Annotated in this window: 15 protein-coding genes and 2 riboswitches; of the genes, 5 read left to right on the top strand and 10 right to left on the bottom strand. The window is 40.4% G+C overall.

Translation table 11 applies throughout. From position 1 onward, the window contains the following. Positions 1-8 precede the first annotated feature (8 nt). The 10 genes from VK91_RS09720 to VK91_RS09675 are packed head-to-tail and all read right to left on the bottom strand — an operon-like array spanning position 9 to position 9329. Entirely contained in the window at positions 9-1130 is a 1122-nt protein-coding gene (locus VK91_RS09720) for a cobalt-precorrin 5A hydrolase (protein WP_048392350.1), read from the bottom strand. Then, positions 1123-1908, bottom strand: a complete 786-nt coding sequence (cobM, locus tag VK91_RS09715) for a precorrin-4 C(11)-methyltransferase (protein ID WP_004231312.1) — start codon at positions 1906-1908, stop codon at positions 1123-1125. Before cobM ends, VK91_RS09720 begins: the two co-directional genes overlap by 8 nt. Beyond that, positions 1908-2615 carry a precorrin-2 C(20)-methyltransferase gene (cobI, locus tag VK91_RS09710; protein WP_004231310.1) on the bottom strand — a complete coding sequence of 236 codons (708 nt, stop codon included), beginning with the start codon at positions 2613-2615 and terminating at the stop codon, positions 1908-1910. Before cobI ends, cobM begins: the two co-directional genes overlap by 1 nt. After that, positions 2608-3828: a bifunctional cobalt-precorrin-7 (C(5))-methyltransferase/cobalt-precorrin-6B (C(15))-methyltransferase gene (locus VK91_RS09705; RefSeq protein WP_048392349.1), complete on the bottom strand. Its 1221-nt coding sequence runs from the start codon at positions 3826-3828 to the stop codon at positions 2608-2610. The genes cobI and VK91_RS09705 overlap by 8 nt, the downstream gene beginning before the upstream one ends. After that, a complete protein-coding gene (locus VK91_RS09700) occupies positions 3785-4918 on the bottom strand; it encodes a cobalt-precorrin-5B (C(1))-methyltransferase (RefSeq protein ID WP_048392348.1) in 1134 nt (377 codons plus the stop codon). The genes VK91_RS09705 and VK91_RS09700 overlap by 44 nt, the downstream gene beginning before the upstream one ends. Next, a complete protein-coding gene (locus VK91_RS09695; protein ID WP_048392347.1) occupies positions 4918-5577 on the bottom strand; it encodes a precorrin-8X methylmutase in 660 nt (219 codons plus the stop codon). The genes VK91_RS09700 and VK91_RS09695 overlap by 1 nt, the downstream gene beginning before the upstream one ends. A 12-nt stretch (positions 5578-5589) precedes the next feature. Beyond that, positions 5590-6351, bottom strand: coding sequence for a precorrin-6A reductase (cobK, locus tag VK91_RS09690; RefSeq protein ID WP_048392346.1), 762 nt, complete (start codon positions 6349-6351; stop codon positions 5590-5592). Then, positions 6348-7271, bottom strand: a complete 924-nt coding sequence (locus tag VK91_RS09685; RefSeq protein ID WP_048392345.1) for a sirohydrochlorin chelatase — start codon at positions 7269-7271, stop codon at positions 6348-6350. Before VK91_RS09685 ends, cobK begins: the two co-directional genes overlap by 4 nt. A 14-nt stretch (positions 7272-7285) precedes the next feature. Further along, on the bottom strand, positions 7286-8953 hold the full coding sequence (gene cobJ, locus VK91_RS09680; protein ID WP_048392344.1) for a precorrin-3B C(17)-methyltransferase: 1668 nt from the start codon (positions 8951-8953) through the stop codon (positions 7286-7288). Between the two features lie 4 nt (positions 8954-8957). Then, positions 8958-9329, bottom strand: coding sequence for a ferredoxin (locus VK91_RS09675; RefSeq protein ID WP_004231296.1), 372 nt, complete (start codon positions 9327-9329; stop codon positions 8958-8960). 145 nt (positions 9330-9474) lie between these two features. Then, positions 9475-9657: riboswitch (cobalamin riboswitch) on the bottom strand. Between the two features lie 251 nt (positions 9658-9908). Next, positions 9909-10094, top strand: a riboswitch (cobalamin riboswitch). Between the two features lie 148 nt (positions 10095-10242). On the opposite strand from VK91_RS09675, the gene VK91_RS09670 reads away from it, so the two are divergent. From VK91_RS09670 to VK91_RS09650, 5 genes are all read left to right on the top strand, one after another. After that, on the top strand, positions 10243-10989 hold the full coding sequence (locus VK91_RS09670; protein ID WP_048392343.1) for an energy-coupling factor ABC transporter permease: 747 nt from the start codon (positions 10243-10245) through the stop codon (positions 10987-10989). A 3-nt stretch (positions 10990-10992) separates the two neighbouring features. Next, complete coding sequence (locus VK91_RS09665; RefSeq protein WP_009370241.1) at positions 10993-11265, top strand: energy-coupling factor ABC transporter substrate-binding protein; 273 nt, start codon at positions 10993-10995, stop codon at positions 11263-11265. A 5-nt stretch (positions 11266-11270) separates the two neighbouring features. Further along, positions 11271-12044, top strand: a complete 774-nt coding sequence (gene cbiQ / locus VK91_RS09660) for a cobalt ECF transporter T component CbiQ (RefSeq protein ID WP_048392342.1) — start codon at positions 11271-11273, stop codon at positions 12042-12044. Continuing rightward, complete coding sequence (locus VK91_RS09655; protein WP_048392341.1) at positions 12041-12877, top strand: energy-coupling factor ABC transporter ATP-binding protein; 837 nt, start codon at positions 12041-12043, stop codon at positions 12875-12877. Before cbiQ ends, VK91_RS09655 begins: the two co-directional genes overlap by 4 nt. A 147-nt stretch (positions 12878-13024) precedes the next feature. After that, entirely contained in the window at positions 13025-16522 is a 3498-nt protein-coding gene (locus VK91_RS09650; RefSeq protein ID WP_048392340.1) for a S8 family serine peptidase, read from the top strand. Positions 16523-16577 lie beyond the last annotated feature (55 nt).

The raw sequence follows: 16577 nt of genomic DNA, 5'->3' as shown, positions 1-16577 counted from the left end.
CTTCCTCCTTAAAATAGGTATCTAGCAACTGAAATCGTAGCATTACCCGATTTTTTCTTCTCTAATAGAAGTGATGGAACCTGTGCATAGCGCATAGCTGCTGGTTCACTCACTCCGTATGCACCTGTATATTTAAAGACTGTTTCAGAGGGTGATGGAAATTCGATTTCATTTAATTCATCCGGTGTATACGTAACGAACTCCCAATCATATTTCTTCGTAATCTCTAAGAAACATTGCTCATCTTTCTTCAAATCAATCGTGCATAAGGCTTTCACACTTTTTTTCGAAAGCTTTAGCTCTGCCAAGGTTTCATCGATTACTTGTTCAATTTCCTCTAAAGATGTACCACGGTTACAGCCCATTCCTAGCACAATGGATTTTGGGCGATAAATAACACCGTTTTCTAGAAGAACCTCTTCTTCAGGTTCAATGATTCGATCTGTTATTAATAATGTGGCATGGGGAGTAGCTTGGATGGCTGCCTGTGTTGATGGATAGATTTTAATTTGCTCTGGCATCGGTGTATCTCGCATCCACCAATCACGTTCGCCTGTTTCCTGTACAATGGCTACATGTTCCTCGTTGACGACAGAAGCACTTACTGGCGTCAATTTATCGGCACTATCCCATACCCAGCCAAAACGTGCGCCAAATAAGTCGACAGGAATGGTCTTTTGCACATCAGAAGCCGTTGTAATAATCGGATTTGCACCAAGTGCAGCTGCCACCTCGTGTGTTAGCTCATTGGCACCACCTAAATGCCCTGATAATACGCTAATCACATTTTCCCCTCGATCATCAATCACCACAACACCTGGGTCTGTCTTTTTATCCTTTAAAATCGGCGCAATCATTCGTACAACTGCCCCTAGTGAAATAATTAAAATTAACCCTTTATATTGCTTAAATAGTGTTGGCAATAGCAGGCGCACTGTTCCTGTAAATAGTTGAATATGCTTTTCTTCTTCATCGCCTTGTTCAAATTTACTCATATAATATAAATCACTTGCTGCAAAGGTTTGCTGCAGACGACGTCCTATTTGGACACCATGCTTCGTAATGGCTACAACGGCATAAGGATTACGTTGATCAACCTCTGGTAACACACCCTCTTGTAACTCAATCACTTGTCTTCACACCTTTTCTAAAGCCGTGTGTAAAGCTTGCATCATATAACTTCGAACGATATTGATCTTTATCATGAATGTTCGGGTCTAATGCCCAGCCCGCTAAAATCATCGCATGCTTACGAATACCATTCACACGCATCGCTTCATCTAATTCGATTAAAGTTGTTCGTACGATTTTTTGATCGGGCCATGAAGCTCGTTGAATAACTGCTACAGGCGTGTCATCAGCCCAACCAGCACTTTGTAGCTCTTTGACAATTTTTTTCGTCAGCGTTGCACTAAGGAATAAGGCAATTGTACAATGATGGCTCGCTAAATCACGCAGCTTTTCAAATTCTGGTACAGGTGTGCGCCCCTCTGCACGTGTTAGAATAAGGGTTTGTGTTAGATCAGGAATTGTTAGCTCAGCTCCGATTGCAGCGGCCGATGCAAATACAGAGCTAACTCCTGGAATGACTTCATACCCAATGCCTTCCTTTTTTAATAGCGCAACTTGCTCCATAATGGCACCATACATCGCTGGATCACCTGTATGCATACGTGCCACTGTTTTACCAGCATTGACTCGGTCCACCATCACAGCAACCATTTCCTCCAAATGCATACCAGCTGTACGAATGACCTCCGCATCTGGTCTAGCTTTCGCAATAAGGTCCTCACTCACTAAAGAATCTGTATACATGACAACGTCCGCTGTTTGTAACATATGTAAACCTTTGACTGTAATTAAATCCGGATCACCAGGACCAGCGCCGACAATATAGATTTTTTTCATTATTTACGCACCACCATTAATGTTAAATATTCTAAATCGACACCATCCAACTCACGCACATCCCAAATGATTTCTTCATCAGATGTTACCTTTGTCACCACGGATGCTTTATCTAATAAATCTAAATCGCGTAGCACTTCAAGCATTAAATCAATCACTTTCGCCACTTTAATAAAAACAACAGCATCATGTGTTTCAATCGCTTCACGCATAGCTTCGTAATTGTCATACGCAGGAATAATCGCAACACGATCATCACCATCCGCTAACGCAATGCCTAAGCGTGATGCAGAGCCATTAAACGAAGAAATTCCTGGTACCGTGCGAATTTCGACATCTGGATGCTTGTCCTGCATTAGCTTCATCATATGAATAAACGTACTATACAATAAAGGATCGCCCTCTGTAACAAAGGCTACATCTTTGCCTGCTTGTAATTTTTCGTAGACAAGTTCTACTGACTTTGTCCATTCACGTTCTAGAACAGCCTCATCTTTCGTCATTGGGAATACAAGACCAAGCATATCTTTTTCTTCTGGATTAATATACACATCTACAATACGATGGGCATAGCTTTTACTGCCTTTTAGCTTTTTTGGGTAAGCAATAACAGGTGATTCCTGAATCACTCGAAATGCCTTTACTGTAATTAATTCTGGATCGCCAGGACCAACGCCCAAGCCATATAAAATTCCTAGATTACTCATGATTTTCTTCCTTTCGATAAGCGGAAATAATGTATATTGGATTTAATGGCACAAAGCGTGTCATATCTAAAATTGGTTTACTGCGTGCCAGCTGAGCCTGTAAAATGTCAACAGCAAAACCACAAGCTTTAAATGCCTCAACAGCTTTATATAAATTTTCAATAGTCGCCGCATTTAAGACAATGCGCCCATTTTGCTTTAAACGCTGACAGCATAATTGCAGTAACTCAACCATTTCACCACCAGTGCCCCCGATGAAAATGGCATCAGGGTCTGGAAAGTTGTCTAAACCCTCTGGTGCTTTACTATGGATAGCAGTTATATCGACTCGAAACTTTTGTTGGTTTTGAAGACAGTTTTCTAAATCAGGGGCATTTTTTTCTACGGCAAAAACTTGTCCCTCAGGAGCAAGCTTACCTGCCTCAATGGCCATTGATCCCGTACATGTGCCAATATCCCAAATAATGCTATCCCGTTGAAGCTGCATGGCTTGCAAACTTAAAACTCGAATTTCTTTCTTCGTAATAAGTCCTTTATCTGGCTTTCGTTGTGAAAATTCCTCATCATCAATCCCGAGCGTGTAGCGTTTCGGTGCTATTGTTTGTTTTAAAATCACGACATTTAAAGGAGAAAAATGAGTAACTTCCATTTCATCGAGCGAGTACCAGCCACTTTTTTCGTTGTCGCCCTGTAAATTTTCGGCGACAAACGCACGATATTCCGTCATACCAAAATGCTTTAGATATTTAGCAAGAGCATTCGGACTATTCTCTGCATCGGTTAAAAGTGCCACTTTCTTTTTGCCATCAATTCGCTGTGCCAGGCCCTTCATTGGTCGTCCATGAATACTCGTTACGTAAGCATCCTGCCAGCTCTCTCCCATTTTCGCAAAGGCCAGCTGGACGGAGCTCATATAGGGATAAACCTCTATTTGTAGCTTTTTTGCTAAGTAGCCTCCGATGCCATAAAATAATGGATCTCCAGATGCAAGAATCACGGTATTTCTTGTTTCTTCAGACAATCTTTCAACAAGTGTTGAAAGACCTCCTTTTATCAGGATTTTTTCACCCCTATAGTCTGGGAAAAAATCAAGTACTCGCTCACCACCAACAAGTACCTCACAGTCTTCAATCCACTGAAGGTATTGAGGTAATAAGCTTGCTAATCCGTTATCCCCGATCCCAATCAACTTCATCGATCGATGCAATGTCATCAGCCCTTCCTAATAATTGTCCCTGCATCGAATAGATCGATGTGGAAAGCGTTAAACCGCCCTTAATATGATGGATAGAGGAATAGCAGCAAGCCTCACATAAACGATGGAAGAACGCATCATAGCCCTTCTCCATCATCATCTCACCTACTTGTGAAGCTGTATTTGCCTCCAGAACTTGTGCTATCGTTTCTCTATCTGCCCCTATATCCTTTGCCAGCTGTGCTAAAAAATTAAAATCGATTGGTGCACTTTTGGAATGCACCATCATGACTCCTTGTGCGACTTTAGAAAATTTCCCCATCATCCCAACGAGTGAAACTTGTTTGATGCCTAGACGCTTACAATGCTTTAATGTAAAACCTACAAAGTCACCCATTTCAATAAACGCTTCTTCTGCTAGATGTGGGTATTGTTTCATCGCAAACTTCTCACTTCGTCCACCTGTTGTCACCACTAAATGCTCACAGCCAGCCTCTTTCGCTACACTGATGGCTTGGACAATACTGGCCATATAAGCAGAACTCGAAAAAGGCACGACGGTTCCCCTTGTGCCTAAGATTGAGATGCCCCCAAGTATACCGAGTCGTCCATTTAACGTTTTTTTAGCAATCTCCTCACCCTTAGGTACAGAAATCACCACATTCACGCCTCGAGTAATGTGAAATTCGTCCAACACACCTTGGACCGTGCTATAAATCATTTTACGGGGTACAGGATTAATGGCTGCCTCTCCGACAGGCACTGGCAGGCCAGGCTTTGTGACACGCCCGACACCAATACCTCCATCTAAATGAATCCCAGGTGTATCTGCCCAGCTCACTGTGCCAACGATGAGTGCCTGATGGGTCGCATCAGGATCATCACCAGCATCTTTAATCGTTTCACAGCTGACAGCATTTTCTTCAAATATACATTTTTCAATTGTAAAGGTTGCATCTCGACCAATAGGTAAATGAATCGTGCTTGTCTCTTGCTCCTCCTTAGTAATAAGGGCAAGCAGTGCAGCCTTTGATACAGCAGTTGCACAGGCTCCCGTCGTATAACCGTGACGCATGTCCTTGGGGTCCTTTTTTGGCTTCCGCTCCATTATTTTTTCGCCTGTTCGTCCGCTAAAAGTGAGATGGCATTTAAAGCAGCAACCGTCACTGTACTACCGCCTTTACGACCAACATTTGTAATGTACGGAATCCCTTCTAGTTTAAGCAGCTCTTCTTTTGACTCAGCTGCTGACACAAAACCAACAGGCATACCGATAATTAAATCTGGTTTTGCTAGCCCTTCTTTAATTAATCGAATCAATTCCAGCAATGCAGTTGGTGCATTACCAATGGCATAAATACCACCTTTATGTAATTTTGATGCCTTTTGCATCGAAATAATGGCACGTGTTGTATTTTGTTTTTTCGCTTCTATTGATACATCTTCATCCGCAATATAGCAATGCAAATCACCACCATGCTTTTGGAAACGCTTTTTACCAGAGCCACTTTCAATCATTTGCACATCTGCAATGACATGACGTCCTGCAAGAATAGACTTGATACCCGCTTCAATAGCACCTGGTGTAATGATGACACTACGGCCTAGCTCGAAATCAGCTGATGCATGGATAATGCGACGTACAACTTTCCATTCATCTTCTGAGAAGTCATGCTCGCCCATTTCCTCTGCAATAATAGAGAAACTGTAATCGTAAATTTTATCTGGGTCTACCGTTAATGGTTTAAAATCTGTTTTAAAATCCATGGAAAATGCCTCCTAAATTGTATGTTCAACAGCCTGTAATACTTCTTCAAATGTTGAATATTGTTGGCCGTACTGTATATTTGGTCGTGCAATAAGAATCGTTTCAATCTGGCATGCGAGAGCTGCCTCTAGCTTCTCATCAACTGAGCCCACTTTACCGCTTTCTTTGGTAATCATCAACGTCACTCCGTATTGACGAAATAGAGCTTCATTTAATTCCTTTGAAAACGGACCTTGAATAGCCACAATATCTCGCTGCGCCACGCCAAGTGCCTCACATTTTTCCATATTATCCAGTCGTGGAAGCATACGAGCGATTACTCTTGTATTTTCTAAGCCCTGTAAAACCCTTGTAAAGGTAGCGAGTGTTTTACTACCTGTCGTTAGCATAATGACACCGCGTTTTTCTGCAGCTAGCTGAGCTGCCTCCTCATAATCCTTTACAACAGTAATCAAAGGATGGGCATAATGTTCATGAGCTCTTTCATAGCGAATATAAGGAATCTTTGCCTGCTCTGCCGCTGCCATCGCATTTTTAGAGGCTTCCTCCGCAAATGGATGAGAAGCATCTACCACCAATTGATAGCCCTGCTCTGTCATGATGGTCGCCATTTCCTCAGCTGTCAGTCTACCGATTAAATGTGGCAGGCCAACGTCAGCAAGACTAGAGGCTGCCGATTCAGTGACGACCGTAGCGGTTACCGCATAACCTGCGCTTTGTAATGCAAGGGCTAGATCCCTTGCATCACTTGTCCCTGCTAACATGAAAATCATTTTACCGGCTCCTCTTCATGATGATGGTCATGGTCATGGTCATGCCCATGATCGTGATCGTGATGATGCGCATGTCCATGATCGTGATCATGATGGTGATGATGATGTGCATGTCCATGTACTGCCGCATAGGCGCGATAATCTTCTAAATCTTGCATACCTGTTGATGTACCGTTGATTGCCTGTTCAATACGCTCTAATAAAACATTTTGTAACCGTTCATGGTAGCCAAAATAGTTAGCAATTTGAATATCACAATCTGGATAAAGTTCATTAAACTTCTCACACATGCCATGCATACGTTCCATCAAAATGCCTGTGAATAAAAAGTATGGTAACATGATGATTTTTTTTGCACCTAGTTTGACACAACGTTCAATTCCTTCTTCAACTCGTGGATCTGTGACACCCATAAAAGCACTTTCTACGTATTTTACAGGTAGTTTTTCCCATAAAAGTCGCGTGATTTTATAAAAATCACCATTAGCAGATGGATCACTGCCACCTCGTGCAATCAATAAAATCGCTGTGTCTTCCTGCTCTTGTTCTGAATTAAAGCCAATTTCAGCTAGGCGATCTTGTAAAATGGCAAAGATTTCATCATGGATACCAATTGTTTGACCATATGTGAAGGTAATCGTTGGATAATGCTCACGTGCATGCTCGATTTCCGCTGGAATATGCAGTTTTGAATGGCCTGCATGCAGTAAAATGATTGGAATTACATGTACCTCTGTAGCTCCCTTTTTCACACAGTTTGTAATACCTTCTTCGATGTTAGGTGAAGCAAATTCAAGGAAACAAGTTTCCACTAAAAATTGTTCATCAATACGCGGTGTCATTTGTTCGATAAATGTACGAACCTCATCATTTCCTGCTGCTAAACGGCTCCCATGGCCGACAAATAAAATAGCTTTCATCTCTCTACTCCTTACTAGTCGCCGCACGGAGCTGGCTCTACTTTTATTTTGGAAGACATATCTTGATACGTAAAATGCAGTATTTTTTTCACACGTTTAAAATATTTAAATAAGCGTTCATTTGGATGAGCATTTGCTTTATATTCTTCAATAATATCTGTAATGAGTGGAATTAGTTGCTCAGGCTCCAGCCCTTCTACAACAGGCTGTGCTGCGTGTGCTGTACGACCGACTGGTTTTGCTCCAATAAAGACATCGAATTTACTTTTGCGGTAGACGATGCCAATATCATCAAATACAGCCCGATAACAGGCCATCCCACAGCCATTAAAGCCAATATTTAATGTCTTTGGTAAGGACATACCGCCTAGTTTTTCTTGTATTTCCTCTGCATATGGTATTGAATCAGCCTTTTCACCGTAGCAAAAATCACAAGCCTTCAGTGATAACACATCACCAATCGGAGCTAATAAAAACCCTACTTCCTGTAATTTCTCTGTGATCTGTTCAGGGGCAGTCGTTGGTATTTTCAAATGAATTTGATGATCTGGTGTGTATTCCATCGTCCCCTCATCCCCAACGACCTCCGCTAACGTCATCATTTGCTGGGGAGTAAAAAACTTATTGGCTACACCAGGACTTACTGCTAATTCAAAAATAGATTCTATTTTTTGCTGTACAAGCTTCGGTGTTACTTTGACTGCGCTTGTCCCTTTTACCATTGCAAGTGCCGCTGTAGCCATTTCAAGAGCTGTTTTTTTCGGCTTTGGCGTAGCGGCTATACTGGGTTTATTAAAGCGCCCTGCATTAGGGTCAGCCGTAAAGTCATTTCGCGCTGTTCCTGTCTCTTGGTTCATTGCCCAAGGTTCATTTTCTTCGCGTAAACGTTGATGTGGACGTAATGGCTGTTTCTCTTCACCCAGGGTATATTTACGTTGGTAACCGCGGGGCGTAATCATCTTATTGTCATAGAAAAATGTTGACGAATTCCCGATAATGACAGTTGTCAACATACCAATATCATGTTCTAGCATTTCTGCTAGTGTTGTCATGGTCACTTCTTGACGTTCTCGATAGGCACTTTTCACAAGCCCAACTGGTGTGTCTGGCGAACGATATTCTAAAAGTATTCGTTGAGCCTCGACAATTTGTCTTGTTCGACGTCCACTTTTAGGATTGTATAAAGCAATGACAAAGTCCGCCATCGCAGCTGCCTCGACACGCTTTGCAATTAAATTCCAAGGTGTTAGATGGTCACTCAAACTGATTGTACAAGCATCATGCATAATAGGTGCACCAAGTATGCTAGCGCATGAATTAATCGCAGAAATCCCAGGAACAATTTCAACTTCAATTCCTGTTGCTTCTGTCCAGCCTAGCTCAATTAACACCTCATAGACTAATCCTGCCATGCCATAGACGCCTGCATCACCACTCGAAATTACTGAGACGATGCTCCCTGCTTCAGCTTGACGAACGGCTTCCTGTGCACGCGACACTTCTTCTGTCATGCCTGTACTAACAATCGATTTTGCACTTACTAAATCTTGAATCAGCTCTACATAGGTTTTATAGCCTATAATCATATCACTTTGTTGTAAAGCCTCTACTGCACGTGTCGTAATATGCTTAAAATCTCCAGGTCCAAAGCCTACTACGAAAATTTTTCCTTTTTGCGCCATGTTGTTACCCCTCTTTCACCTTTTCGATCCCTTTAATGGCAGTTGTTTGAGCAGTACGCTGTAATGTACCTTCACGAAGTGTAAAGACATGTTCGTTGTATAAGGATTCATGATGTAAATCTTGTACTAGTGTTCTAGCATGCTCTGTTGATGGCACACGATACCAGTTTCCTTGAGGATAAGCGATTACCACACAAGCATCCTTGCAGCGTCCATTACAGCGCGTTCTTGTCGTATGTATTTCCTGATCGAGTGCTTGCCGCTGTATCTCATCTCGAATGGCTAAGGTAATTTCCTCCCCATCCTTTTTCATGCAGCTACTGCCATTGCAAATAAAGAGATGTGTTTTCATCCCCTCTAAATTCCAAGTTGTCATCTTCTGTCTCCCCTCATTTGCTTTTTGGAAAAAGAAAAACCTTTACTCTATAACGAAGAGTAAAGGTTTTGTAGAAGCCAAATAAAAACGAATAGAATGAAATACAGGTACCCGCTTTCGCTTCAACTTCTCCCTCCGAAAAGTTTGCATGCACAATCAAATAAGCAGGTTTCCTGACTTAAGCTTCATTTTACTGTCGCACCTTCCCAAGTTTGTACCAGTGGCTTTGCGATTTCATCAGCTATTACAGTAGCGGGGGCTGTATTGGATTTTCACCAATTTCCCTATTATCTCGAGCTATTCGAGCACTTATTGACGTTTTATATGAAATTTTTATTAGAATTTTAAATAGAAAACTGTCTTTATCATATCTTATTATTTTAAAATTTCAATATTTCTTTAAAAATTTATGACAAATTTATCAATTTTGAATGGAACTAGGTATGAAATTTATACAATCTATATAATTTGCGCACAAAATTTTATCAGAATATTCACTGTTGACCTTTAATTTAAAAAATTTCATAAAAGGTATAGCATATTTATGGAAATTCATGTTACACTTTGTCGTGAAATCTCACAATTTGAATGTTTTTCGGTGCAAAGTGCTTGTCATTTTGCTTAAAAGGGAAGCCGGTTTGAGCCCGGCGCGGTCCCGCCACTGTAATAGGGAGCTTTATAGAATATGTCACTGTCCAACGGATGGGAAGACCTATAAAGCATTGAACTAGAGCCAGGAGACCTGCCGAAAAATAAGTGATCGTTTCAACCTACGAGGATAGGTGTGCGGCTTAGCAGATGAGACTGTTATTTGCTTTTTTAGCTATGCACTTTTCCACCTAAGGAGAAGTGCTTTTTTTAATTACGCACGCAATATTCTAAAAATCTATTAATTAGTTAGGAGGAAAGCTTTTTGAAATTATCATGGTGGAAACTTAGTTATTTTTTACTGGCCTTTTTAATCGTGCCAAAACGTGCCTTTGCCATGCATATCATGGAAGGTTTTTTACCAATCGAATGGGCTATTTTTTGGTGGGTGATCTCTATCCCATTTATCATTCTAGGATTGCGTTCTATTCGAAAAACCATTGATGAAAATCCTGAAACAAAAATGCTTTTGGGGCTTTCAGGAGCCTTTGCCTTTGTGCTATCCGCCCTAAAAATCCCTTCAGTTACAGGTAGTTGCTCTCACCCAACTGGTGTAGGACTTGGGACAGTACTCTTTGGCCCTCTAGCAATGAGTGTAATTGGAACAATCGTTTTATTATTTCAATCTTTATTATTAGCTCATGGAGGAATTACAACTTTAGGGGCTAATGCCTTTTCTATGGCTATTGTTGGTCCTTTTATTGCTTACTTTGTCTTTAAAGGGGCTCAAAAAGTAGGGTTGTCATTTTCACTAGCCATATTCTTTGCAGCTATGCTTGGTGATTTAGGTACATACATTGTGACTTCTGTACAACTAGCACTAGCCTTTCCTTCAGAGGTTGGAGGCTTTATGGCATCCTTTACAAAGTTTGCAGGTATTTTTGCCTTAACTCAAATTCCTTTAGCAGTGAGTGAAGGAATTTTAACGGTCATTGTGATGAATTTCTTGAAAAAATACAATGTTAGCGAATTAAAAACGTTACGTGTTTTCTCAACAAAGGAGGCACATTAACAAATGAAAAAAAATTTATTGTTATTAGCAATTGTTGTGTTGTTAGCCATCATTCCCTTATTCATACAAAAAGGTGCTGAATTTGGTGGTGCTGATGGAGAAGCAGAAGCAGCTATCGGTGAAATCAATGCGGAATATGAACCATGGTTTGAAAGTCTATGGGAGCCACCAAGTGGTGAAATCGAAAGCTTATTATTCGTGCTACAGGCAGCTATAGGAGCTGGCTTTATTGGCTACTTCATCGGCTATATGCGTGGCAAACACAAAGAAGGTTAACCATTATGTTACTCATTGATAAGTATGCCTATCTGAATAAGCTAGCGTCCGTTCATCCGCTAGAAAAAATGATATTTTCACTTGGACTACTTCTCATAACGCTCATCATGAGAGATGAACGACTTTCACTCATTACATTTTTTGTAATGAGTGCTTTTATCATTTTAGGTGCAAAAATTCCGCTTGCATACTACGGCAAATTATTATTGCTACCTAGCTTTTTCTTATTAACAAGTCTCGTATCTATTTTACTTTCCTTTACATCATCAACGAATGCACTCCCTGCCCATATTTGGTCGTTTACATTTAGGAATTGGACTGTCTTTATTGGGAATGCAAGTGTGTTAGCAGCGCAACAGCTGTTCTTTATTGTCCTTGGCAGCATTAGTTGTTTATACTTTTTAATTCTAACCACTTCCGTACAAGGAATATGTTATGTGCTACGACAATGGCGACTTCCCTCTTTATTAGTGGAGCTCGTCGAACTAATCTATCGTTTTATTTTTATGTTTTTAGAAAGCATGCAAAATATACATCTCGCCCAGCAAGCACGTCTTGGCTATCATTCACCGATGCAATGGCTACGCTCTGTCTCCATGCTTATTGTGGCATTATTTGTGGAAATGTTTCAGCGTAGCCGAGAGCTCAACAATGCCATGCAATCACGTGGAGGCGAGGCCGTCTACTGGCAAGAGATGGGCTCTTATAGCAAGAAAAATTGGCTAGGCATGGCAGCTATTTTACTAGTCCTCATCGTATATGGAGGGTATTTTACATGACAGCATTTTATTTTGAACTCAACCAATTATCTTATGCCTATGCGGATGGTACGAAGGCGTTGTCAGATATTACATTAGACATTCCAAAAGGTAAAAAAATCGCCATACTCGGACATAATGGCGCAGGAAAATCGACTTTATTTCAGCATCTTAACGGTATTTTAAAACCTACAGCTGGAACGATTGTATTCGAAGGCAACGATCTGGAATATAGTCGAAAAGCTTTAAAGGCCCTACGCCAAAAAGTCGGCATTGTTTTTCAGAATGCAGATCATCAGCTTTTTTCAGGGACCGTCAAGCAAGATATAGCATTTGGCCCATTGAATCTCGGCTGGTCTACTGAAAAAACGGAAGAAAAAATAGCATGGGCCGTTGCGCAAACCGAAGTGGAAGATTTGCTTGATAAACCCATTCATTTTTTAAGCGTAGGTCAGAAAAAACGTGTAGCAATGGCAGGTGTTTTAGCGATGGAGCCCTCTGTCCTTTTGTTAGATGAACCAACAGCCGGTCTTGATAATTATTATGCTACACAAGTATTACAATACTTAGCCAAATTAGATGATGGTGAGAGAACCATTTTACTAGCAACCCATGACATACCTCTCGCCTATGAATGGGCAGATCTAATCATTGTTATGGAGGCTGGAAAAATTATTTATAACGGTGATCCAATCACCTTGTTTTATGAAGACGAATTGTTACATCGCGCGCATCTTGAACGTCCATGGATTTTTGAAATGGTCATAGCTTTGCAAAAAAAGAAGCTATTGCAGGAAAATATCAACATCCCTCGTTCCAAGCAGGAGCTACAACAATTAATAGAACAGATCTAAAGCTTTTAATAATGCTAGGTTTTTTCGTTATACCTACCAAAAATTAAAATAGCAAAGAAAAATTTTCCTCCATTACGAAACTTTTCTAATCTTTGTCCGTATTAATATAGTCGAGATTTAATTTATAACACCAAGGAGAGATAACAATTGAAAAGTTGGTATAAAAAATCAGTCGCTGTTGTAGCATCTGCTGCACTCATGGTTCCTGCTGCTTCTGCCTTTGCTGAGGCACCTCAGCATAAAGCGAAAAACATGCTGGCAAACAGTGCGAAACAAACAGAGAAGAATGAAGAAAAATGGATGAGTAAGGATACAATTGTTATCAAGCATTCAGGTCTTGATAAAAACGTACATAAAAAAATTGGCTCCAAGGTCATCCGCTCCATTCCTTCATTAGGGTATGATGTTGTACAACTAAATAAAGGCGTATCGATCGAAAAAGCCGTCTCTTACTATTTAAAGCAAAACGGAATATCAAGTGTATCTCCTAGTTACATCTATCATTCTTTTAATAAAGAAGCTGATCCTAAAAAACAAGAGATGTATCATTTAAACTTACTGCAAATGGATAAGGCACTAGAATTAGCAGGCAACCATGATGTCACAGTTGCTGTCATTGATTCTGGTGTAGATTTTAAACACCCCGATCTAAAGTCACAAGTACTTCCACCCTATAATGCAGCAGCACCTGCTAATACTACTTATTCAGGCGATCACGGAACACATGTGGCAGGTATTATCGCCGCAGCAAAAGATAATGGCGTAGGTGGGCATGGGATTAATCCGAATGCAAAGTTACTGCCAATTGATGTATTTAACGGCAAAGAAGGTGCTAATGATTTCATCATTGCACAGGGTATTCTTTATGCAATTGAGCAGGGCGTTGACGTCATTAATATGAGTCTAGGAGGCTATGGTGAATCTCCCCTGATGAAGGAAGCCGTTCAGAAAGCGATTGATAGTGGGATTACAATTGTGGCGGCCGCAGGAAATGAATCGACAGATGAATATTCCTTCCCCGCTTCTTTCGAAGGTGTCATTAGTGTTGGTTCAACAAACGAACGTAACAAACTATCGAGCTACTCCAATTACGGACCATCTGTGGATATTGTTGCACCAGGTGAAGACATTTATAGTACCGTTCATGATGCGAAGAAAGGATCATCTTTTGTCAAGTTTAGTGGAACATCCATGGCCTCTCCTGTCGTGGCAGGTATCGCCTCTCTTCTTAAATCCAAAGACCCATCTTTAAAACCGCATCAAATAGAAGCGATTTTAGAAATGACCGCACAAGATTTGGGCGAGAAAGGCTATGATCTTACTTATGGTCACGGATTAGTTGATCCTGTAAAAGCATTACAATTTGATTTAAATAAATTGCCTAAGCATTATTCAGAGACAAAGGAAGATCGTATTAAGAACGCCAAGATCCTTGCTAAAAATAAGCTAAATACAGAACAGGGTACTTTTGAACAGCAAGACGAAAAGAAATGGTATAAAGTCGATTTAGAAGAAAATGAATATGCTCAATTAACATTAAAAGGCGCTGACAAATACGACTATGCCTTTGATTTATATTTCTACCCAAATAGCGGGATTGGTGATGTAGAGCCTATCCATGTCAATGATGTTCGCGTAGGAAAAAAAGAAGGTTATCTATTTAAAGCAGATCAAAAGGGAACGCTTGTCATTGGTGTCAAAGATCATAATGGAAGCTATAGTTTAAAAGGCAAATCTACTTACATTTTTACAGCACAAACGACGAAGGACTTGCCAATTGATACAATAGACAAGTCTACGATGGAGCCTATTAAAAAGTTCCCATATAGTACAGCAGGTAAAAACTATACATTACTGTCAAAAGATCAACAACAAGATCAAGATTACTTCACGTTCTCTGTCAAAAAACCGACGACGTTACAATTTGATCTATCGGGAATTCCTGGTGTCACTGCCTCTATGGAGCTTTATCTAAAAGATGACTTTAATCCTGTGCCACCAGAAGAAATCGATCAAGCTGAAAATGATGAAGGTGAAGAAGAAGCCTATCCAATGCAGACCGCTTATGGTACAGCAAAAGGTGAACCGGTTCGTATGATTATCGACGCTGTTCCAGATCAAGAGTACGTTTTAAGTGTATCTAATGAAAGTAATAGCGAGTTTTCTATGGAGATGTTCTTTAGTGGCGGCATCGAAAAAGAAGAAACGATCAGTGAATCGATGATCCCTTACACATTAAAAGGTGAAGTAGTTTCCCTCCCACCTGATGAGGATGGTCTACCTGTAGATGAAGCCATGATCGAAGAAAATGTTCCAGAGAGCCAATTACCGCTTATAGAAAACAACATAAAAAAACGTAATGAAATTGACAGCCTGATGAGTATGTTATTGAATCCTACGGCTTCAGGCAACCTAGAAAATGTTGACCCTATCATTAAGCAGGCAATCCGCTTTGAAATAGGTGACGATCAAAAAGCTTATTTCCAAACAGATTATGATGAGGATTATTTCTTATTTAAAGCGAAGGAAGACGCCCTTTATAGCTTCAGCTTTTTGAAAGGCATGAACCAAATGCCGACAGGTACAGTGTTTGAATATGATGAAGAAACAAAAGAATTAATTCCCGTTTCTTCCTTAACTAATGACCTTGGTATACTGGCACTACTACTTGGTTCAGCTGGTAACGAAGACGATGCAAAGGTCATACCATTGAAAAAGGACAAAACATACGTGGTAGCCGTTGTCAATGCTGGAGAACGATCTGCTGAGCCTTATACATTGAAAACAAAGAAAATAGGCGATATTCCAGCAGAGTACAATCCAAACAATCATGAGGAAGCAAAAGCGCTAAAAATTCAACCAGGTACTACTTATAGAGACCACCTGATTTATCAAGATGATGTAGATTATTATTACTATAAGCAACAAGGCAATGATGAAGTCATGAGTCTGCTTCTTTCTTCGGTTCCCTTTACAAATGAACAATTAGCTCAGCTACCTAAAGAACTACAAAAAGACTTGAAATTTGCAGGAGCTATCATCGAAGATACGAACGGCAATATGAAGATTGATGCCAAAGAAATGGAGACAGAAATTCCATTTGGCTTAGGTGATAATATTCTTGAAATGTTACTTGGAATGATGGGTACAAACGATGTAAATACATCGTTTAAGGCAAAGAAGGATCGAGGCTATTTTATTCTAGTCAACAGCATGGGGCTTGGCCAAGTATCGATTCAGCCTTATACATTAACATTGTTTGATCATAAGCATGTGGATGAAGATGCGGATTCAAAATTAGTAAATGGAGTACCTAGCAAGCCATCTGTTCTTGTGAAAAAGGATGAGAAATGGGTTGCAACGCAATATTTAAATGCAGGTATACCATTTGGTGATAAAGACTATTTTGAATGGAATAACGATCAGAAACGCGAAGTCTTCTTCTCACTCCAAACAGAAAAAGCGTTGGATGGTGTTATTCGAGTGTTAGATGCAAACGGAAAAACCGTCAAAACATTCGATCTTTACGGTGTTGGTGATGCCGAGGTTGGTACGGTGGAGCTGGATGCAGGCAAATACTATATTGAAGTAAGTGAGTTTGATGGCAAAGCTAGCACACAACCCTATACGCTTGAAATAAAATAGTTAGAATTAAAAATATCCCCTAGATCAAAACGATCTAGGGGATATTTATGATCTG

This window comes from Lysinibacillus sp. LK3, from assembly GCF_001043675.1.
Taxonomy (GTDB): domain Bacteria; phylum Bacillota; class Bacilli; order Bacillales_A; family Planococcaceae; genus Lysinibacillus; species Lysinibacillus capsici.
This window is presented reverse-complemented; position numbering and strand designations above follow the sequence as displayed.